The sequence below is a fragment of the Streptococcus sp. 3109 genome, assembly GCF_013276905.1.
Classification (GTDB): Bacteria; Bacillota; Bacilli; order Lactobacillales; family Streptococcaceae; genus Streptococcus.
This window is the reverse complement of the sequence record NZ_VMLY01000006.1, coordinates 148,608-168,613: the sequence shown is the minus strand read 5'-3', so window position 1 is coordinate 168,613 and position 20,006 is coordinate 148,608. Positions and strand designations below refer to the sequence as shown.

The 20,006-nt window shown below is 40.3% G+C and carries 21 protein-coding genes; 3 read left to right on the top strand and 18 right to left on the bottom strand.

Annotated elements, in window-relative coordinates:
• The first annotated feature begins 213 nt into the window (after window positions 1-213).
• Both HT698_RS04225 and HT698_RS04220 read left to right on the top strand, forming a co-directional pair.
• Window positions 214-1,932 carry a phospho-sugar mutase gene (locus HT698_RS04225; protein WP_000121686.1) on the top strand — a complete coding sequence of 573 codons (1,719 nt, stop codon included), beginning with the start codon at window positions 214-216 and terminating at the stop codon, window positions 1,930-1,932.
• A gap of 111 nt (window positions 1,933-2,043) precedes the next feature.
• Window positions 2,044-2,391, top strand: coding sequence for a thioredoxin (locus HT698_RS04220; RefSeq protein WP_000434635.1), 348 nt, complete (start codon window positions 2,044-2,046; stop codon window positions 2,389-2,391).
• 268 nt (window positions 2,392-2,659) lie between these two features.
• Here the strand turns inward: HT698_RS04220 and HT698_RS04215 are convergent, their stop codons facing one another.
• From HT698_RS04215 to HT698_RS04190, 6 genes are all read right to left on the bottom strand, one after another.
• A complete protein-coding gene (locus tag HT698_RS04215; protein ID WP_173218074.1) occupies window positions 2,660-3,499 on the bottom strand; it encodes an amino acid ABC transporter substrate-binding protein in 840 nt (279 codons plus the stop codon).
• 9 nt (window positions 3,500-3,508) lie between these two features.
• Window positions 3,509-4,138 (bottom strand): amino acid ABC transporter ATP-binding protein, encoded by a 630-nt coding sequence (locus HT698_RS04210; RefSeq protein WP_173218076.1) that lies wholly within the window; start codon window positions 4,136-4,138, stop codon window positions 3,509-3,511.
• A gap of 9 nt (window positions 4,139-4,147) precedes the next feature.
• Entirely contained in the window at window positions 4,148-4,789 is a 642-nt protein-coding gene (locus tag HT698_RS04205; RefSeq protein WP_173218078.1) for an amino acid ABC transporter permease, read from the bottom strand.
• Window positions 4,790-4,934: 145 nt separating this feature from the next.
• Window positions 4,935-6,164, bottom strand: a complete 1,230-nt coding sequence (locus HT698_RS04200; RefSeq protein ID WP_173218080.1) for a tetratricopeptide repeat protein — start codon at window positions 6,162-6,164, stop codon at window positions 4,935-4,937.
• Window positions 6,154-7,320, bottom strand: a complete 1,167-nt coding sequence (locus HT698_RS04195) for an AI-2E family transporter (protein ID WP_173218082.1) — start codon at window positions 7,318-7,320, stop codon at window positions 6,154-6,156. The genes HT698_RS04200 and HT698_RS04195 overlap by 11 nt, the downstream gene beginning before the upstream one ends.
• Before the next feature lie 223 nt (window positions 7,321-7,543).
• The gene (locus HT698_RS04190) at window positions 7,544-9,520 is read right to left on the bottom strand and encodes a peptide ABC transporter substrate-binding protein (protein ID WP_173218084.1); all 1,977 of its coding nucleotides are present in this window, start codon (window positions 9,518-9,520) and stop codon (window positions 7,544-7,546) included.
• A 198-nt stretch (window positions 9,521-9,718) separates the two neighbouring features.
• On the opposite strand from HT698_RS04190, the gene HT698_RS04185 reads away from it, so the two are divergent.
• On the top strand, window positions 9,719-10,732 hold the full coding sequence (locus HT698_RS04185) for a lactonase family protein (protein ID WP_173218086.1): 1,014 nt from the start codon (window positions 9,719-9,721) through the stop codon (window positions 10,730-10,732).
• Between the two features lie 47 nt (window positions 10,733-10,779).
• Here the strand turns inward: HT698_RS04185 and HT698_RS04180 are convergent, their stop codons facing one another.
• From HT698_RS04180 to greA, 12 genes are all read right to left on the bottom strand, one after another.
• On the bottom strand, window positions 10,780-11,199 hold the full coding sequence (locus HT698_RS04180) for a F0F1 ATP synthase subunit epsilon (protein ID WP_119947746.1): 420 nt from the start codon (window positions 11,197-11,199) through the stop codon (window positions 10,780-10,782).
• 10 nt (window positions 11,200-11,209) lie between these two features.
• Window positions 11,210-12,616, bottom strand: coding sequence for a F0F1 ATP synthase subunit beta (gene atpD / locus HT698_RS04175; protein WP_000094360.1), 1,407 nt, complete (start codon window positions 12,614-12,616; stop codon window positions 11,210-11,212).
• An 85-nt stretch (window positions 12,617-12,701) separates the two neighbouring features.
• On the bottom strand, window positions 12,702-13,580 hold the full coding sequence (locus HT698_RS04170) for a F0F1 ATP synthase subunit gamma (protein ID WP_173213549.1): 879 nt from the start codon (window positions 13,578-13,580) through the stop codon (window positions 12,702-12,704).
• A gap of 15 nt (window positions 13,581-13,595) precedes the next feature.
• On the bottom strand, window positions 13,596-15,101 hold the full coding sequence (atpA, locus tag HT698_RS04165) for a F0F1 ATP synthase subunit alpha (RefSeq protein ID WP_023942963.1): 1,506 nt from the start codon (window positions 15,099-15,101) through the stop codon (window positions 13,596-13,598).
• Window positions 15,102-15,115: 14 nt separating this feature from the next.
• A complete protein-coding gene (locus HT698_RS04160) occupies window positions 15,116-15,652 on the bottom strand; it encodes a F0F1 ATP synthase subunit delta (protein WP_173213547.1) in 537 nt (178 codons plus the stop codon).
• Window positions 15,652-16,146 (bottom strand): F0F1 ATP synthase subunit B, encoded by a 495-nt coding sequence (atpF, locus tag HT698_RS04155; protein WP_173218088.1) that lies wholly within the window; start codon window positions 16,144-16,146, stop codon window positions 15,652-15,654. The genes HT698_RS04160 and atpF overlap by 1 nt, the downstream gene beginning before the upstream one ends.
• Window positions 16,147-16,159: 13 nt before the next feature.
• Entirely contained in the window at window positions 16,160-16,876 is a 717-nt protein-coding gene (gene atpB, locus HT698_RS04150) for a F0F1 ATP synthase subunit A (RefSeq protein ID WP_000392851.1), read from the bottom strand.
• 34 nt (window positions 16,877-16,910) lie between these two features.
• Entirely contained in the window at window positions 16,911-17,111 is a 201-nt protein-coding gene (locus HT698_RS04145) for a F0F1 ATP synthase subunit C (protein ID WP_001054562.1), read from the bottom strand.
• Window positions 17,112-17,366: 255 nt separating this feature from the next.
• Entirely contained in the window at window positions 17,367-17,525 is a 159-nt protein-coding gene (locus tag HT698_RS04140) for a hypothetical protein (protein WP_173218090.1), read from the bottom strand.
• A gap of 45 nt (window positions 17,526-17,570) precedes the next feature.
• The gene (locus HT698_RS04135; protein ID WP_173218092.1) at window positions 17,571-17,981 is read right to left on the bottom strand and encodes a GNAT family N-acetyltransferase; all 411 of its coding nucleotides are present in this window, start codon (window positions 17,979-17,981) and stop codon (window positions 17,571-17,573) included.
• A gap of 100 nt (window positions 17,982-18,081) precedes the next feature.
• Complete coding sequence (locus HT698_RS04130; protein WP_023938452.1) at window positions 18,082-19,443, bottom strand: amino acid permease; 1,362 nt, start codon at window positions 19,441-19,443, stop codon at window positions 18,082-18,084.
• Between the two features lie 75 nt (window positions 19,444-19,518).
• The gene (gene greA / locus HT698_RS04125; RefSeq protein WP_000818760.1) at window positions 19,519-20,001 is read right to left on the bottom strand and encodes a transcription elongation factor GreA; all 483 of its coding nucleotides are present in this window, start codon (window positions 19,999-20,001) and stop codon (window positions 19,519-19,521) included.
• Window positions 20,002-20,006: the final 5 nt, after the last annotated feature.

Below are 20,006 nucleotides of genomic sequence, written 5' to 3'. Positions count from 1 at the left end.
TCTCATAATAAAACGTTTGGTATCAATGTTTTATTATGAGAAGACTTACTTTTTTACTGAGATTGAATTTTTCCTAGACTCAACATCATATAAACCCCAAATTCAATCTGACCTGGTTTGAAGAGATTTTAGAAGCAGATAAGGTTTTACTAAAACTAAAAAAAATGATATAATCAAACTGATTAAATGTTTTAAAAATAAAGGAGAATTTGAATGTCTTACCAAGAAAATTACCAGAAATGGGTTGATTTTGCGGAGCTTCCCGACTACCTTCGTCAAGATTTAGAAAATATGGACGAAAAAACTAAGGAAGATGCCTTCTATACAAATCTTGAATTTGGTACTGCAGGGATGCGTGGCTTGATTGGTGCTGGTACAAATCGCATCAACATCTACGTTGTTCGTCAAGCTACTGAAGGATTGGCTCGTTTGATTGAGTCAAAAGGTGGAAACGAAAAAGAACGTGGTGTCGCAATCGCCTACGATAGCCGTCACTTCTCACCAGAGTTTGCCTTTGAATCTGCGGCAGTTCTTGCCAAACACGGCATCAAATCTTACGTATTTGAAAGCCTTCGTCCAACTCCAGAATTATCATTTGCAGTTCGTCACCTCAACTGTTTCGCGGGTATCATGGTCACAGCCAGCCATAACCCTGCACCATTTAACGGTTACAAGGTTTACGGTGAAGACGGTGGACAAATGCCTCCACACGATGCGGACGCTTTGACTACTTATATCCGTGCAATCGAAAACCCATTTGCAGTTGAAGTTGCTGATGTGGAGGCTGAAAAAGCTTCGGGCTTGATTGAAGTTATCGGCGAAGCTGTTGACGTAGAATACCTTAAAGAAGTTAAGGACGTAAACATCAACCCAGCCTTGATTGAAGAATTTGGTAAAGACATGAAGATTGTCTACACACCACTTCATGGTACTGGGGAAATGTTGGCTCGTCGTGCTCTTGCCCAAGCAGGATTTGACTCTGTTCAAGTCGTAGAAGCTCAAGCAACTGCTGACCCAGACTTCTCAACTGTAAAATCTCCAAACCCAGAAAGCCAAGCAGCCTTTGCCCTTGCTGAAGAACTTGGTCGTCAAGTTGGTGCAGATGTTCTTGTCGCAACTGACCCAGACGCTGACCGTGTTGGTGTTGAAGTTCTTCAAAAAGATGGTAGCTACCTCAACCTTTCAGGTAACCAAATCGGCGCTATCATGGCTAAATACATCTTGGAAGCCCACAAAAACGCTGGAACTCTTCCTGAAAATGCAGCCCTTTGCAAATCGATTGTATCAACTGACTTGGTAACGAAGATTGCTGAAAGCTACGGCGCAACCATGTTCAACGTTTTGACAGGTTTCAAATTTATCGCTGAGAAAATCCAAGAATTCGAAGAAAAACACAATCACACTTACATGATGGGATTTGAAGAAAGCTTCGGTTACTTGATTAAACCATTCGTACGTGATAAAGATGCTATCCAAGCCGTTCTAGTCGTTGCTGAACTTGCTGCCTACTACCGTTCACGCGGTTTGACACTTGCTGACGGTATCGAAGAAATCTACAAAGAGTACGGTTACTACGCAGAAAAAACTATCTCTGTTACCCTTTCAGGTGTGGATGGTGCTGAACAAATCAAAGCAATTATGGCTAAATTCCGCAACAATGCTCCAAAAGAATGGAATGCAACAGCTATCACTGTCGTAGAAGACTTCAAAGCTCAAACAGCTACTGCTGCTGACGGTACTGTTACAAACTTGACAACTCCTCCAAGTGATGTGTTGAAATACACACTTGCTGACGGTTCATGGATTGCCGTTCGCCCTTCAGGGACAGAACCAAAAATCAAGTTCTACATTGCAGTTGTAGGGGAAACAAACGAAGAATCACAAGCCAAGATTGCTAATATCGAAGCAGAAATCAATGCTTTTGTAAAATAAAGTCCTATAAAAGATGAGACTAACCAATCTCATCTTTTTTTCGTATCAAATCTAAGCAATTTTAGAAACTTTATGGCATACTAGACTTATCAATGAAAGCGAGGTAATCTCATGGAACAATTTTTAGATAATATCAAAGACCTTGAAGTCACTACAGTTGCGCGTGCGCAAGAAGCTCTTGATAAAAAAGAAACTGCAACCTTCTTTATCGGTCGCAAAACTTGCCCTTACTGCCGTAAATTTGCTGGTACCTTGGCAGGTGTCGTAGCTGAAACCAAAGCTCACATCTACTTCATCAATAGTGAAGAACCAAGCCAACTCAATGAGTTGCAAGCATTCCGCTCACGCTATGGAATCCCAACTGTACCAGGATTTGTTCACATTGCAGATGGACAAATCAACGTCCGTTGCGACTCTTCAATGTCAGCACAAGAAATCAAGGACTTTGCTGGATTGTAAAAAATCAGCTAACAATCACAAAAACGCATAATATAAGGTGCAAAAACCTTGATATTATGCGTTTTATTGTTCCTAAAACAGTTGCATCAGCATTTCATTACAGAACATTTTAATTTTGAAAGTCAAATCAATTTTTAACAATGGTTTAGAAATCACAGTGGGCTATTCCATATTCAATTATCCAGATTCAATCGCTATTATCGTTTTCCTAGATAACAAAAAAACTACGTTTTGCTAATCAAAACGCAGTCTCAGCCACTATTTTATCTTACTGTCCTTCTTTTACTTCTTTGGTTGCTACATCTTCTCCAAACCATTTTTGGCTAATTTCTTGGAACTTTCCTTCTTGGTATAGTTCGATTAAGGCCTGGTTTAATGCTGTTAATAATCTTTTATCAGCTGGTCTAACTCCGACCGCAAAAGATTCACTTTCAAATCCTGCTGAAAAAACATTATAGTCATTTAATATCCCTTCAGACTGAAGATAATAATTGGCATACACTCGGTCAATTAACAGAGCATCAATCCGGTCATTTTTCAAATCAATCAAGGCCTCATTAAAACTCTGGTACTGATTAGCCTTCTGGTCTTTGACACGATTTTTCAGTAAATCTGGCTGGGCTTCGAAGTCTAAATAACCAGAGGAACCAGCTTGGGCACCCAAGATCTTATCCTTCATATCCTCTACTGAATGAATTTGCTGGCTTTTCTTCGCAACCAGAACTTGCTGATTTTCCATATATGGAATGCTAAAGGCAACCTTCTCTCGGCGTTCATCAGTGGCAGAATAGCCATTCCAGATGGCATCTATAGTTCCATTTTGCAGTTCCGTCTCCTTCATATCCCAGTCAATTGGCTGAAATTGCACCTTAAAACCTAATTTTTCAGAAACTGCTTGTGCTAAGTCAATATCAAAGCCCGTATATTGGCCATTCTTTTCTTCAAAACCCATGGGTACAAAGGTATTGTCAAAACCAATGGTTATATTGCCTTGCTCTTGATACTTATCCCAGTTATCTTGCTTTGGATCACTAGCCTTCTGAGTACAAGCTGTTAAAAAGAGAGTCAGGAGAGAAAACAATACTAAAACAATTTTCTTATTAGTCATCGACACCTCCTACTTAGGCTCAACCTTGAGAATCTGATCTGCGATATTTTCAGCAAACTGCAAATCGTGGGTAACCACAATCTGTGTCATACCAAGTTCCCTATTTTGCAAGATTAGCTTCTCCACTTCCAAGCGCAATTCTGGATCTAGGGCAGAAGTTGGTTCATCGTAGCCAATGATTTCTGGGTCAATCATCATAGCACGCGCCAAAGCCACCCGCTGCTTTTGCCCACCAGATAGTGAGAAGGGATAGGCATCTGCGTGTCCTCCTAGTCCTAATTGTGCCAAGAGACCACGCGCCTTCTTCTCAGCCTCTTCCTGCTTCATTCCCATGGTCTTCACAGGCGATAAGGTCAAATTGTCCAGAACTGATAAATGAGGGAACAGTTGAAAATCTTGGAAGACAAATCCCAGTAGGTTTCGCTTCTGCAATTCATCCAGCTCTAAAGGTTGTCCATTATAAAAGATTTGCCCTGAATCAATGGTTTCAAGACCCGCAAGCATACGTAAGAGGGTCGTCTTACCTCCACCAGAAGGTCCAACGATAGCCAGGATTTGCTTTTCAGGAATACTTAGACTGAAATTAGACAGGATTTGTTTGTCTCCAAATTTCTTATTGATATTTCGTAATTCTAACATGGCAGCCTCCTATCTATAATAACTATACTTCTTCTCAACTTTTTTGGAAATAATTGTCACAATCCCAATCAAAATCAAGTAAATGGCACCTGCCAAGAACATAGGAACTAGACTAGCATCACGGTTGGCAGCTGTTCGACTAGCCAAGATAAGGTCTGAAATTCCGAGAGCATAGACCAAAGAAGTATCCTTGACCAAACTCATAACTTCATTAAAGACACTAGGAAGCACGATCTTGGTCACTTGGGGCAAGATAATATAGCGCACTGTGTCAAAAGGGCTAAACTTCAAGACCTTGGCAGCCTCATACTGTCCTCCTGGAATAGTGTCAATTCCCCCACGGAAAATTTCTGCAAAGTAAGCTGCATAGTTGAGAACAAAGGCAATAATGGCAGCAGGAAGGCGATCCAGACGAATCCCAATACTTGGGAGCACATAATAAATAAATATCAATTGCAAGAGTAAGGGGGTTCCTCGCATAACCCAGATGTAAATGTTAATCAGATAATGGAGGGGCTTCCAATGGACTTGCAAGGCAAAGGCAATCAAAACGCCCAAAGGAATCGAAAATAGCAAGACCAGTGCAAAGACCTGTACAGTCGTGCTCGCACCATTCAGTAAACTCGGTAATATCTCAAATAAATAAGACATACTGCACCTCCTAAAAGTAATTGTTCCTATTATAGCATGAATAAACAAAATAACCAACCATTTTTGTAAAAAAATTCTATCATATACAAATAAAAACCGTAGCTATCAAAAGAGATAAACTACAGTTCTATATGTTTAAACATTCTTACAATCTCTCAAACAGTTCTTGCATTTGCACATCATCTGGAACCAGTTTTAAGTAAGCTTGCACATTGACTTTTGCTTCTTCAAAATGTCCCAATTCACGCAAGAGATAGATATAGTGTTCCAGAAATTCTGGATTGTCCTTTAAATCTCCTGCCAACTCTTGGTAAAGCTCATGAGCAGTATCCAAATCATCCATTTCTTGATAGGAACGAGCAATCATCCACTTGGTCAAGAGATTTTCTGGCTCCTCGCTCTGTAAGTTTAGAATATCCTCATAACGCTCCTGCTCCAGATAAATAGTTGCAAGACGGAGTAAGATTTCTTCCATATCCTCAGCATCTTCTTTTGCAGTAAGGAGATAATTTTCTGCCCCACTTGCATCATGCAATTCATAAGAAAATTGTGAAGCAGCCAGCAAGAGACGAGTTTCAAATGGATTTTTCTCCAAGCCTTGCTTAGCGATACGCAGGGCTTCTTGAACTTGATGTTCCTTATGTAAGGCCTGGCTATAGCCATACTCATAGCCTTCAAAGTCAGGAGAAATGGTATCGATCTGCTTAAAGTAGAGGACAGCTTTTTGGTATTCTTCTCGATCAAAGTAAAGACTGGCCAGCTCAAAAGCTGTTAGGTCATCGTATTCTAACTCCAGGGCTTTTTCTAAAAACTCAGTAGCCGTTTCAAATTTCCCCAACTGGGCATAGGCAAAGCCAATCCGTTGATAGGTAGAAATGCCTGTTTGCTCATAAATTGAGCGATTATCTAACTGGGCATAGCCTTGAATGGCCTCTTGGTAATTTTCCAACTCACTATCCAACTCTGCTAATCCCAATATCAAGAGAGGATCATCTGAATAACTCAAAGCCTCCAGCAATTTCTCACGCGCCACATCCGTCAAACCTTCCAGCTGGTAAAGATCTGCCTTAAGAAGCAAAGCCGACACATACCAGTCACTGTCAGCTTGGATTTCCTCAAGATAGGCAAAGGCTTCTTCGATTTGACCATCCTCGCTAGCGATTGATGCTAGATTAAGATGAAGCTCTGGGAAATCCTCTACGATTTTCAGGTAAATTTCCTTGGCCTGAGGATAGAAACCAATCCCTTCAAGATAAGTTGCCAACTCATACAGAAGATCACTTGAATCATTTTCTAAAGCTTTGGCGAAATAATGCTCAGCCTTGGTTAAATCTTGCTCCTCCAAAGCCTGTAACATCTGTTGACTATTGTTCACTCTTGACTTCCTCGCCCTCTAATTCATATAGACCACTGACTACCTTATACCATTCGAAAATGGCTGAAATGACAACCTTAGCAGAGGCATAAACTGGAATACCAAGTAAAACTCCCCAGATACCAAACATAGATCCTGAAGTTAACAAAACAAAGAGAACATTAATGGGATGGATGTTTAATTGACTTCCCAAAATCAGTGGAGACACAAAACGGCCTTCAATAGTTTGTTCTACGATAAAGACAATCACTACTTTCAAAAGCATGATTGGACCAGCAATCAAACCCAATACTAGGGCAGGAAGCATGGCTAGGAAACTACCAAGATAAGGAACCAGATTTAAAATACCAGCAGTAACACCCAACGTAACTGCATAGCGTAGACCAATGATCTTGAAGAAGATCATAAACATTACTGCTACAATAATAGCCACTGTCACTTGCCCTCGAACATAGTTAGACAACTGTTGATTCACATCTGATAAAACTTGTCCAACAGGTTCTTTCAATTTTCTTGGCATAAATTGGGTCAAATAGTTACGCAAACCTTTCCCATCACGCAAGAGATAAAAGAGCATGAAAGGAACGATAATCAAGGCAACAATCACTTGAGATGCCCCGCTAATAAAGGCACTCACCCAGTTGACTGCCTGAGATGAAACCTTACTTGCCCAAACTGTAGCCTGACTAGAAAAATTGGTCAAAACCTGCTCTAACTGAGGTCTGAAATCATCTGGCAGGTGCTGGGCTACCAAGCCATTAACAATCCTATCTATATCTTCTAAGTAAACAGGAACGTTTCTTGCAAAGGTCAAAACCTGGCGTTGCAGATTTGGAATGGCGACTGCCAAGCCCCAAATGATAAAGAGAGCGATGATAACAAAGACAATAGTGATAGCTATAACACGATTAACCTTACGCTTCTCCATCCAATCAACAATAGGATTCAGTAAATAGTATAGTAAACCAGATAGAATGACTGGCAACATCACAACTGCTAAAAAGTCTAAAACAGGTGAAAATAGAAAACTAATCTTACTTAAAATAAAAAGATTCAATCCCAATAATAAGGTTACTAAAAATACCGTAATGGCCTTGTTATCTAAAAACCACTTAAAAAACCAAGATAGGCTAAAATGTTTCTCTTTTTGCTCCATAAATACTTCCTTTCTATCGTTCTCTCATTATACCATTTTTGAAGTAAAATAACTCTTTTTTTAAGTGCTTATACTCTTCGAAAATCAAATTCAAACCACGTCAGCTTCGCCTTGCCGTACTCAAGTACAGCCTGCGGCTAGCTTCCTAGTTTGCTCTTTGATTTTCATTGAGTATTACATGGAGACAGCGACATAAAAAATCCCCTCAAAAGAGGAGATTCGATTAGTCTTGAATATGACGGTCTAAGTTCTTCTGATAATCAGCATTTGATTTGGCTTTTTCATCAGCAAATTTCTTACGGAAGTCATCCATTTCTTTAGAAGTGACAATCTTGTCTTGTAATTTTTGGTACTTGTAGCTGTTTTCACTTGTCTTATCACCTACCCAACCACCTGCACCGCTACCTGGAACTTTCTTCGTTATTAGCATTTGGGCACCATCTGAGTGTACAGGAATAACCAAGGCACTATCTGTTAACCAAGCTTGAGCTTTAGCATATTTAGAATAACGTTTTTGCAGATCTATTTTCTCACCACTAGCATCCGTAATTAACTCTTTAAACTTATCTAAACCAACAGCTTTGATTGCCGGATTATCTGTACCTGGTGCTACACCAAGTGCTCCTAGAAGAGTTGGGCCAGATGTTGGATCAAATACATCTAAATAGGTTGATGGGTCTGCATAATCCGGACTCCAACCACTATTTACATTGATATCCCAATCAGTATTGTCAGTTGATGTTGCAAATACTGTCATATTTCCCAATTCATCATCAGAAATTTGTTGAATGTCAATCACTATATTTTCAGAGCCTAAGGCTTCCTCAATGGATTGTTTATAAGATTGGGCTTGACGAATAAAATCTGTCTGAGTAGAGGAAACTGGAAGGTCTAAATGAACGGGGAACTGTACTCCATCGGCTTGAAGTGTTTTCTTAGCAACTTCAAATTTAGCTTTAGCCTTGTCTACATTATGAAGTGAATCTTGTGCATCATCAAGACTGACATCTTTCCATACATCATCTAACTTATCCAGTTCTGCCTTAGCTACTTGCCCAAATGACTGCTCTCCAACTTGGACAAATGTTGGAGGGGTAAAACTTGTACGTAATTTACGAGGTGCCACTTCGTCCCCAAATACTTGAGATACTGCAGCAGTACGATCTGCCGCAAAAGCCAAGGATTGACGGAAATCTTTATTCAACAAAGCCTTTTTAGTGGATGATTTTTCCGCATCACTTGTTTTAGCAGTATGATTATAAGCTACACGATCGATATTAGTTGAGATATAGTAAGTTCCGCCTCTTTGTGGTCCATACACAATATTATCCTTGTATTTTTCTTTTAGACGTTCATAATTGGCAGAATTTTTAAAGAGAGGTGCCGCTGGATAATGTCCTTCATCAAAGCCACGTCCAAGAGAATCGGCATCCTGACCATCAAAGAAAGACAATTTAATATCATCAATAAAGACATTTTGCTTGTCCCAATAGTTTTGATTTTTGGTCATCTCAATAGAAGATTTAGATGTCAAGCCCTTGAGGAGATAGGCACCATTATAAAGAATGCTTGTTACATCAGTCGCCTTCCCAAAGTCATCTCCTTTAGAAGCCAAAAAGTCCTCGCTAATTGGGGCAAGAACGCCCATTGTTGTCTTGGAATTCCAAAAAGATTCTGGATGATTCAAAGTGTAAACAACCGTATAATCATCTGTCGCTTTTACACCAACAGTAGAGAAATCTGTTGTTTTCCCATTGACATAATCGTCCAAACCTTGAACTGAGTCTTGAACCAGATAAAGAGCCTGTGATTTCTTATCAGCTGCGTGCTTCAGACCAGTTACAAAGTCCTGAGCTTTGACTTCACCATATTCTTCGCCTTCATTAGTATACCATTTGACACCCTGACGGATTTTATAGGTATAGGTCAAACCATCTTTTGAAACAGTCCAATCTTCTGCAACTGATGGAATCAGATTCCCATATTGGTCATTTTCAAGTAGACCATCAATAACATTACCTGTAATTTGTTTAGTGCTAGCAGTTCCAGAAACTGTATAGTCCAGAGTCGTAGGATCTGTAGAGAAGACATAGGTATAGGTAACAGGTTTAGTAGCATCTTTACCACCTGTTGAACACGCTGCTAGCATAGCCGCCGAGAGTATAGCTACACCAGCTACTAGAAAAACTCGTTTTTTCATAGTAAGGACTCCTTTAAACATTTTATGAATTCATTATAGCACTTTTAAAAAGAAAAGTAAGGAAAATAATCTCAATGTTATTATATTTTTCAAAAAAACAATCAATTATTTTTTTAAAGTGCTTACATCTAATTGGATGTCTTTAATTGGCTTGTTTTTGTGATATAATAGTCTTATCTTTATTATAGAGGTAGAGTTATGAAAGAAACTGTTTATTTTGGAACTTACACACGTCGTACTTCCCAAGGGATTTACAAGGCAGACTTTGATACAGAAACTGGTCAGCTTTCAAATCTAGAACTTTTTGCAGCTGAGCCAAGTCCAACCTACCTTGCCTTTGACCAGCACCAACACCTATACACCGTTGGTAGTCAAAACGATAAGGGGGGAATTGCAGCCTATCAAACTGACGGGACTGTGTTAAATCATGTCGTTGAGGAGGGAGCCCCCCACTGTTATGTTGCTGTCGATGAAAAGCGTAATTTGGTCTATGCAGCCAACTACCACAAAGGACAGGTGCTTGTTTATAAACGTCAGGAAGATGGTAGTCTTTTATTTAGTGATGTAGATCAACACAGTGGCCAAGGTCCACATGAGAATCAAGCATCTCCTCATGTTCACTATACAGATTTAACACCTGACCACTATCTAGTGACCTGTGATTTGGGTACTGACCAAGTCATCACTTATGACCTTGATCAAGAAGGGAAATTATCTAAACTCTATACCTATCACAGCCGGCCAGGAGCAGGCTCACGCCATATCGTTTTCCATAACCACTATAAAATCGCTTATCTCATTTGTGAACTCAATAGTACTATCGAGGTTTTAATCTACGATGGCGTTGGCGAATTTGAACGTATGCAAGTGATTTCAACTTTACCAGAAGCTTACGAAGGCTTTAATGGAACCGCTGCTATTCGTCTCTCTAAAGACGGTAAATACCTCTACGCTTCTAACCGTGGCCATGATTCTATCGCAGTATATACCATCCTTGCGGATGGTAGCTTAGAATTGCTAGAAATCGTTCCAACACATGGTAAAACCCCACGTGATTTTGATTTGACACCTGACCAAAAATTTCTCATTGCTGTCCACCAAGACTCTGACAATGCAACTGTCTTTAAACGTAATTGTGACAATGGTCGTCTAGCAGAACTCTCCAATGACTTCCATATTCCCGAAGCAGTCTGCATCCGTTTTGCTCCTTAATAAAACATATAAAAAATGAACTTGGTATTTTCAAGTTCATTTTTTTCTTATAGTCTATTTCCGACATTAATACGGTTAATGGCACGTTGCAGTGCAATCTTCGCACGACGTTCTTGGTCAATCAAGTGTTTGTCTTGTGCTTCTTCAATTGCACGTTCTGCACGAAGCTTGGCACGTTCTGCACGACTGACATCGATATCACGAGCACGTTCTGCAGAGTCAGCGACGATTGTGATCATATCATTGGCAATTTCAATAACACCGCCGTTTACTGCAATCCAGTTCACGTGATCTTCGTCATCAATACGTTTTACCTTTACTTCATCAACTGCTAAAACCGCAATCATATTTTCATGTCGTGGCAAGATCCCCATCTCACCATCCAGAGTTCGAACCGATACATAGCTGGCATGGTGATCATAGACGAGGCCATCTGGTGTCACGATCTGGACAGTTAACTGAGCCATAGATCACCTCTTAAAATCCCATTTTTTCAGCTTTTGCAATCACATCTTCGATAGAACCTACACCACGGAAGGCATCTTCTGGCAAGTGATCGTATTTACCATCAAGGATTTCCTTAAAGCCACGTACAGTTTCAGCAACTGGAACATAAGAACCTGGCTGACCAGTAAATTGTTCCGCAACGTTGAAGTTTTGTGACAAGAAGAACTGGATACGACGGGCGCGAGCAACCAAGGTCTTTTCTTCATCAGAAAGCTCATCCATACCAAGGATAGCAATGATATCTTGCAATTCATGGTAACGTTGAAGAACGCGTTTTACTTCAGCAGCAACTGCATAGTGCTCTTCTCCAACAATTTCAGGTGCCAAGGCACGTGAGCTTGAAGCAAGTGGGTCAACAGCTGGGTAGATACCCAATTGTACCAACTTACGTTCCAAGTTGGTTGTTGAATCTAAGTGAGCAAAGGCTGTTGCTGGCGCAGGGTCAGTATAGTCATCCGCTGGCACATAGATAGCTTGGATAGAAGTTACAGATCCCTTCTTAGTTGATGTAATACGCTCTTGCAATTGACCCATTTCCGTAGCAAGTGTTGGTTGGTAACCAACGGCTGATGGCATACGACCCAAAAGGGCAGATACTTCTGAACCAGCCTGAGTGAAACGGAAGATATTATCGATAAAGAGAAGCACGTCTTGGCCTTCTACATCACGGAAGTATTCAGCGATTGTCAAACCAGTAAGGGCAACACGCATACGTGCTCCTGGCGGCTCATTCATCTGACCAAATACCATGGCTGTTTTCTCGATAACGCCTGATTCTTTCATTTCCCAGTAAAGGTCGTTCCCCTCACGAGTACGTTCCCCAACACCAGTAAATACTGAAATACCACCGTGTTCTTGGGCAATGTTGTGAATCAATTCTTGGATTAAGACGGTTTTACCAACTCCGGCACCACCGAAGAGTCCAACTTTACCACCTTTAAGGTAAGGGGCAAGAAGGTCGATAACCTTGATCCCTGTTTCAAGGATTTCAGAAGAGGTAGACAACTCATCAAAAGTTGGAGCTTTTTTATGAATTGGCTGACGCTCTGCGTCTTCTGTAAAAGGAGCTTCCAAGTCAATGGTATCTCCCAAAACATTGAAGACACGTCCCAAAGTTTCTTTACCTACTGGTACAGAGATTGGACGACCTGTGTCCAATACTTCCATTCCACGAGTCAACCCATCTGTTGATTCCATGGCGATAGTACGGACCATACCATCTCCCAACTCTAAGGCTACTTCAAGGACGATTTTTGTTTTTCTTTCGTCATTTTTGTAGACGACAAGTGCATTGTTAATCTCAGGAAGTTTTTCCCCTGCTGCAAACAAGACGTCTACAACGGGACCGATAACCTGAGCAATTTTACCTGAACTCATCTCCTTCTCCTATTCTATATAAGATACTGTCGGTTCCTAGTTCAACTAGGTCCTAAGTTCATTTTCATACGAGCTGGACTAGAGCCTATTCTAAGGCACTAGCTCCTGCTACAATTTCTGTAATTTCTTGTGTAATCGCCGCCTGTCTGGCACGGTTATACTGAATTGTCAAATCATTGATGACTTTCTTAGCATTATCTGTCGCTGTTTGCATGGCTGTCATACCAGCAGCATTTTCAGCTGTCTTAGCATCGATAATAGCACCGTAAATCATACTTTCTGCAAATTGAGGCAACAACTGCTCCAAAATTTCTTCTCGGCTGGTTTCCAATTCAAAAGTCAAGCTATATTCTTCATCCGCTTCATTTGGATCCAAATCCACAATTGGGAGCATTTGTTCCACACGCATCTGGCTTGTCAAGGTATTGACATGGTGGTTGTAACAAACATAAAGCTCATCAAAAAGTTCATTTTGGTACATTTCAACAGTTTTTGAAATAATCTTACGAACTTGATCAAAGCTAGGTTGGTCTGCCAAGCCACGTAGTTCATAAAGTGGTTGAATACCACGAGCCTTAAAGAAATCAGCTCCCATTCCACCAATACAGATCATTTCAAAACCTTTACCGTCTGGATGGTATTCTTCCTTCAACTCCATAACGGCTTTTAGAATAGAGGAATTATACCCTCCAACCAAACCGCGATCTGAAGTGATGACGATATAGGCTGTCTTCTTCACAGGACGGCTAATCAACATGGGATTAGTTGAACCACCAGCTCCATTCCCATGAAGAATATCTGTCAAAAGTTTGCGAACCTTCTGAGCGTAAACTTGAAAGTTGCGAGCAGCTTCTTCAGAGCGACCTAGCTTAGCAGCTGATACCATTTGCATGGCATTAGTGATTTGACTCGTATTTTTTGTTGAGGCGATTTTTGTTTTAATATCATTTAGAGATACTGCCATCTGACACCTCTATTCTTATTGGAAGCTAGATTGATTGAGAAACTCTGTAATCGCAGCATCCAAGACTGCTTCTTCTGGCAAGTCTTTTGTATCACGAATGGTTTCCAAAATCTCTGGATGTTGAGCGTCAAAGAAGGCATGGAACTCTTCCTCGAAACGAACAATATCATCTACTGGAACAGTATCCAAGAAACCATGTGTCAAAGCATAAAGAATGGTTACTTGTTTCTCAACAGGCAATGGTTTGTGAACAGGTTGTTTCAAGACTTCAACTGTACGACGTCCACGGTTCAACTTAGCCTGTGTTGCTGCGTCCAAGTCAGAACCAAACTTAGTGAAGGCTTCCAACTCACGGTATGAAGCAAGGTCGATACGAAGTGTACCAGCAACCTTCTTCATGGCTTTGATTTGCGCAGAACCACCTACACGAGATACAGATGAACCCGCATCAATGGCTGGACGAATACCCGCATTGAAAAGACCATCACCAAGGAAGATTTGTCCATCAGTGATTGAAATCACGTTGGTTGCGATATAGGCAGAGATATCTCCCGCTTGTGTCTCGATAAATGGTAGGGCTGTAATTGATCCACCACCAAGTTCATCAGAAACTTTAGCTGAGCGCTCAAGCAAACGGCTGTGAAGGTAGAAAACATCCCCTGGGAAGGCTTCACGACCTGGAGGACGACGAAGCAAGAGTGACAGTTCACGATAAGCTACCGCTTGTTTTGATAAATCATCATAAACAATCAAAACATGCTTGCCTTGGTACATAAATTCTTCCGCCATGGCAACCCCAGCATAAGGAGCTAGGAAGAGCAATGGAGATGGTTGTGAAGCAGAGGCTGTCACAACGATTGTGTAGTCCAAGGCACCGTACTGACGAAGTGTTTCTACTTGCGTACGAACTGTTGATTCTTTTTGTCCAATCGCTACGTAGATACAGATCATATCTTGACCTTTTTGGTTCAAGATTGTATCAATCGCAATGGTTGTTTTCCCTGTCTGACGGTCACCGATAATCAACTCACGTTGACCACGACCAATCGGTACAAGGGCGTCAATAGCTTTCAAACCAGTTTGCAATGGTTCTGATACAGACTTACGTTGCATAACACCAGGAGCTGGTGCTTCTACTGGACGAGTTTTATCAGTGTGGATTTCTCCAAGACCGTCAACTGGACGACCAAGTGGATCCACAACACGACCAATCAGACTTTCACCTACTGGAACTTCCATGATTTTCCCTGTACGGCGGATTGTATCGCCTTCACGGATATCTGTAAAGTCACCTAGGATGATAATACCAACGTCTGTTGACTCCAAGTTTTGAGCCATACCATAAGAGCCGTTTTCAAAGATCAACAACTCTCCACTCATGGCATTTTCAAGGCCGTGAGCACGCGCGATACCGTCCCCGATATAGGTTACAACACCTGTTTCAGTCACATCAAAATTGGGTTTGAAATTTTCAATTTGTTGCTTAATTAAAGCGCTGATTTCTTGTGCGTTAATTGCCAAAAGAACACCACTTTCTATTTCAAATTTTCTTTAACAACTTTAAGTTGTTGTTTAATACTCACATCAATTGTCTTGTGATTGGCAAAAATGACAAAACCACCAATGAGACTTTCATCGATTTGTTCGTTTACACTCCTTACTTTCAGAGACATTTTCTTCTCAATCAAAGGGAGCAAACGACTCTTTTGTTCATCAGTTAGAGGATGAGCAGCAGTAATCGTCACTTCAAATCGATTTGTTTCTTTTTCAAGTCGGTCCAAGCAATCTACAAGCACATCATAAAAAAGATTTACTCTGTGATTGTAGGCCAGAACCTGGATAAAGTTTTGTAATAAAGGTGACACAGAGTCTTGGAAAAAAGCAATTATTTTTTCCTTATCCGACTCGTCTACTGCCACTTGTTTTAAAAAAGAAGGCAGACCTGTTTCTTCAGCAACTTGCTTGATTTGAGTCAAGTCTGAAAAGATACGGTCTTCTTCTCCTTTTTCAAGTACCAATTGGACAAAAGGCATGCTGTATTTTTCAATTACCTTTACTGTTTTCTTGTCCATTAAGCTTCTCCTAGCTGATCGATATACTGATCAATGAGTTCTTTATGGGCATGACCGTCAAGGTTTTGTGAGATGATTTTACCAGCTAGGCTGATGGTCAAATCTGCTACCTCACCCTTAACGCTTTGTAAAGCTTCAGCTTTGTTTTGAGCAATTTCTTGGTTTGCTTTTTCTTTTAAGCGTCCTGCTTCTAGTTTAGCATCTACTAAAATACTAGCCTTACTTTTCTCAGCTGTTTCCTTTGCATTTTCAATGATTGTCTTGGCTTCTTTACGGCTACCATCCAATTCATCTTCACGTTTCTGAGCTAAGGCTTCTGCTTTTTGACGTGCCTGTTCAGCACTGTCAATATCAGTAGCGATTTTTTCAGCTCTTTCTTCGAAAATGCCTGTAATATTAGACCATGCAAATTTTTTAATCAAGACTAGCAAAAGAATAAAAGAGCCAGTGATTAAAATAAAATTACCAATCAATTCACCTACTGTTACGTGCATCAGTTACTCCTTTCTATTCCTCTTCAATATTAATCTTATTCCCTAAATACACAGATGTCAAAAGAGTAAAGACATAAGCTTGGATGCAGGAAATAAAGACAGAAAATGCAGTCCAAGCCAAATTAGCTCCAAAGGCTACTGGATACCAATAAATAGCTTGGTGGGAAAGAAGAAGTAACAAACTCGTCATGACCTCTCCTGCAAAGATATTCCCAAAAATCCGCAAAGCCAAAGATAAGAAGTTTGTAAATTCTTCCAAGATATTCATCGGTATGACAAAAACAGGACTCATAAAAGATTTTATACTTTTTTTAAATCCACGACGACGAACGCTTTCTATATGTGTCAACAAAATGACAAGAAAAGATAAGGTTAAGTCATACTGTAAATTAGCGGTTGGCGAACTCCACCAGTTAGTCCCATCGATCGTTTGAAGCTTTGTCATTAAGCCAAGGTTATTGGCAATCACCATGAAAAGAAATAAACAAAGGAAAAAGAGTGAGTAATCTTTCATGTAGCGCGAACCAATGTTAGGTTCTGTAAATCCAATAACAAAGTCATAGACATACTCAAGTACATTTTGCTTTCCTTTGGGTTTCAAGGTCATATTGCGGCTTGCCCAATAAATAAAGACAAAAATAACTCCCACAATCAACAAGGTCATGGCTAACATAGTCAGATTGAAGATAACAGGACCAATAGAGATGATTGGATTAATACTTTCTTCCATCTAAAATCCTCCCTTTTCTTCTCGTTCCATGTATTTATTTGATAATAAATGAGAAGACAAGAGTTACAAAGAAAGTTCCTTCAATAAAGGCAACACCTAAAAACATCAAACTACGAAACTCAGAAAGCATATCTGGTTGGCGTGCTACTGATTTAAACAGTCCATTCATCAATAAACCTTCACCGACAGATACGCCCATACAGGCAATACATAAGCCTAAAAATGTTAAATTCATAACGAATTCTCCTTTAAAATAAAATTTACTTACTTAGTGTAGTCCTAAAATTTAAATTTGTCAACTTTTTTTGCACATTGGAAGCGTTTAATGAAAATTACTTCTATTTTCTTTCGGATTTCACTCTATTCTGAAAAACTTGTGTATATTTACTGAAGCTAGCAAGTCTTACCTGTAAATTTAATGAAAGCAACACAAAATCCGAGAGGGGAATCTCGGATTAAGGTCAATTTAAAAAGATAGAGAGTGTTAAGTTTAAATATAGGATTTCAAAATATCGACGGCATCGCTTCTTTTCTTAACCTGATAGGACTTGATTCCCAATTTCTCAGCTGCGATTGCATTGTACTCAATATTGCCTAGAAAGACACAATTTGTAGGATTTAACTGGTATTTATCGAGAATCCCCTTCATACTTATGTCAAGAACCCCTCTTTGCCTTATCCTTTCATATTCTCCTTACAAATCTTTTTGGTAATAAAATCTTTTTCCTGTGTAGGGATAGTCTTGCAAAGCAAAGACTTCCTTGTAGCCATGTTTCTGATAAAAATCTGGCGCCTGAAACTGGTAAGTATTAACAAAAGCAAAACGACAGTTTCGATTCTTAGCTTCAGTCTCTACTTGCTGCAATAGTTTTGAACCGATTCCTTGCCCTCGCAGTTCCTCTTTTACAAATAAATACTCGATTTCTAGCCAATTTCCAAAAGTCTCTGCTATCAAGCCTGCCAGAAGATTGCCCTTTTCATCTTCAACATAAAGATTAAGTGGCTCACTTTCAGCCTCTTCTCTTTTTGAACGATTATAAGCACGAATCAAATTCCCAATTTCTTGTGATTTATGGGATTCCTTATTTTCCAATCTAAAGTACATCTAAACCTCCTCAAACACTGTTACAGCTTGATTATAGTCTTATTTCAATAGACTGTCAAACTAGAAAAAACCCACCAACCTGAGTTGATGAGTTCTTAATCTATTTTCTAAATTTCCACTGGCTGTAAATCCCGAAACCGATAATCCAGATAGCTGAACCAATTGCTCCTACAAATGTAGACTCTTGTAAAAAGAGGGTTACAAAGACAAAGGCAAAGAAGAGCATGGTTAAAGGATTTAAGAAACGATAATGGGGCATGAGATAGCCATCCGCCATAAAGTCTGGTGACTTGCGGTATTTAAGGTGAGCCACCATAATCAAGATATAAATGGCAATATAGACACCTGATGATGATGCCGTAATCAAGGCAAAGGCATCCGAAACTCCTGGCAAGACGTTGATAAAGGCTGCTAGGGCAATCAAAATCGCTGAGGCAATGATGGCATTTTGTGGTACATTGTGGCGAGAAAGAGTATCTGCTTTAATAGCCTTTAGGAAGCGATTTGGCGAATCATGGGCAATCTGGTACAAATGACGACCTGTTGAATAAAGGGTTGAGTTAAGAGCAGATGCTGCTGAGGTCAAAACGACGAAGTTAATCAAGGCTGCCGCCCACTTGACACCGGCCAATTCAAATACTGTAACAAAAGGTGAATCAGCAGAAGCCAGTTCACGCCATGGAATGATAGCCATGATGGCTAAGAGGGCACCACCGTAGAAAAAGGCGATACGCAAAGGAATTTCCTTAACGGCTTTTGGCAAGACCTGACGTGGATTTTTGGTTTCAGAAGTTGTGACCCCGATAAACTCAATCATAAGGTAGGCAAAGAACACCATCTGGAAAGCCATGACAAAGTTGACACCTCCATTTGGGAAGAGGGAGAAATTGTCAGCAATATTGGCCAAACTTGCTACTCCATGAGGTGTCTTAAAGCCTGTCAAGACCATAAAGACTCCTGTTGCAATCATAGCTAAAATAGCCACAATCTTGACCATCGCAAACCAAAACTCAACTTCTCCAAAGAGCTTTACCGCAATCAGATTGACCAAGGCTAGAATGGTCAAAAATCCAATCTCAATCATCCAACTCGGCCAAGTTGGGAACCAAAATTGCACATAATGTGCGATAGCAGTGATTTCCGCCATACCGATAAAGACAACAGATAACCAGTAAGACCATACTGAGAAATAGCCCCAGCCCTTACCCAAATGGCGCGTGATAAAGTTGATAAAGGTATGTTGCTCAGGGTCTTGGTAAAGCATTTCCCCAACAGCACGCATCATGAGGAACATGAAAGCCCCAGTAATCATATAAATCAGTACAATGGAAGGACCTGTTAGGCTGATAGAGCGACCTGCTCCCAAAAAGAGTCCTGTTCCGATTGTTCCAGCGATGGCCATAACCTGCACGTGACGATTAGTCAGACCACGCTCCATCTTGTTTTTCTTCTTTGAACTCATATAGTCTCCAATTCAATTTAAAATGGAAAAAGGAGTGAGTGAAGCGCATCGCCTCCCCACTCCTTTTTTCTGTTTTTAGGCTGTTTTTTCAACCTTCAAGATTTTTACATCATAGCTACCAACAGGTGTTTCAATCGTTGCTGTGTCACCTGTTTTCTTGCCAATCAAGGCTTGTCCAATTGGGCTTTCATTTGAAACTTTACCTGCAAAAGCATCCGCACCAGCTGAACCTACGATAATATAAACTTCTTCTTCGTCCTCACCAATTTCTTGGATAGTGACTGTTTTACCAATCGCTACTTCGTCCTGGGCAACTGCGTCGCTATTGACGATTTCAGCATAGCGGATTTTTGTTTCCAAGCTAGAGATTTGTCCTTCAACAAAGGCTTGTTCATCCTTAGCTGCTTCGTACTCACTGTTTTCTGAAAGGTCACCGTATGAACGGGCAATCTTAATGCGTTCTACCACTTCTGGACGGCGGACCAATTTCAATTCTTCTAATTCTTTTTCAAGTTTTTCCTTTTCCTCAAGGGTCATAGGATATGTTTTTTCTGCCATTTTTC

Coding starts and splice junctions, on each gene's coding strand:
- HT698_RS04225 (WP_000121686.1), top strand. CDS start 214: ATGTCTTACCAAGAAAATTACCAGAAATGGGTTGATTTTGCGGAGCTT.
- HT698_RS04220 (WP_000434635.1), top strand. CDS start 2,044: ATGGAACAATTTTTAGATAATATCAAAGACCTTGAAGTCACTACAGTT.
- HT698_RS04215 (WP_173218074.1), bottom strand. CDS start 3,499: ATGACTAATAAGAAAATTGTTTTAGTATTGTTTTCTCTCCTGACTCTC.
- HT698_RS04210 (WP_173218076.1), bottom strand. CDS start 4,138: ATGTTAGAATTACGAAATATCAATAAGAAATTTGGAGACAAACAAATC.
- HT698_RS04205 (WP_173218078.1), bottom strand. CDS start 4,789: ATGTCTTATTTATTTGAGATATTACCGAGTTTACTGAATGGTGCGAGC.
- HT698_RS04195 (WP_173218082.1), bottom strand. CDS start 7,320: ATGGAGCAAAAAGAGAAACATTTTAGCCTATCTTGGTTTTTTAAGTGG.
- HT698_RS04190 (WP_173218084.1), bottom strand. CDS start 9,520: ATGAAAAAACGAGTTTTTCTAGTAGCTGGTGTAGCTATACTCTCGGCG.
- HT698_RS04185 (WP_173218086.1), top strand. CDS start 9,719: ATGAAAGAAACTGTTTATTTTGGAACTTACACACGTCGTACTTCCCAA.
- HT698_RS04180 (WP_119947746.1), bottom strand. CDS start 11,199: ATGGCTCAGTTAACTGTCCAGATCGTGACACCAGATGGCCTCGTCTAT.
- atpD (WP_000094360.1), bottom strand. CDS start 12,616: ATGAGTTCAGGTAAAATTGCTCAGGTTATCGGTCCCGTTGTAGACGTC.
- HT698_RS04170 (WP_173213549.1), bottom strand. CDS start 13,580: ATGGCAGTATCTCTAAATGATATTAAAACAAAAATCGCCTCAACAAAA.
- HT698_RS04160 (WP_173213547.1), bottom strand. CDS start 15,652: ATGGACAAGAAAACAGTAAAGGTAATTGAAAAATACAGCATGCCTTTT.
- atpF (WP_173218088.1), bottom strand. CDS start 16,146: ATGCACGTAACAGTAGGTGAATTGATTGGTAATTTTATTTTAATCACT.
- atpB (WP_000392851.1), bottom strand. CDS start 16,876: ATGGAAGAAAGTATTAATCCAATCATCTCTATTGGTCCTGTTATCTTC.
- HT698_RS04145 (WP_001054562.1), bottom strand. CDS start 17,111: ATGAATTTAACATTTTTAGGCTTATGTATTGCCTGTATGGGCGTATCT.
- HT698_RS04140 (WP_173218090.1), bottom strand. CDS start 17,525: ATGAAGGGGATTCTCGATAAATACCAGTTAAATCCTACAAATTGTGTC.
- HT698_RS04135 (WP_173218092.1), bottom strand. CDS start 17,981: ATGTACTTTAGATTGGAAAATAAGGAATCCCATAAATCACAAGAAATT.
- HT698_RS04130 (WP_023938452.1), bottom strand. CDS start 19,443: ATGAGTTCAAAGAAGAAAAACAAGATGGAGCGTGGTCTGACTAATCGT.
- greA (WP_000818760.1), bottom strand. CDS start 20,001: ATGGCAGAAAAAACATATCCTATGACCCTTGAGGAAAAGGAAAAACTT.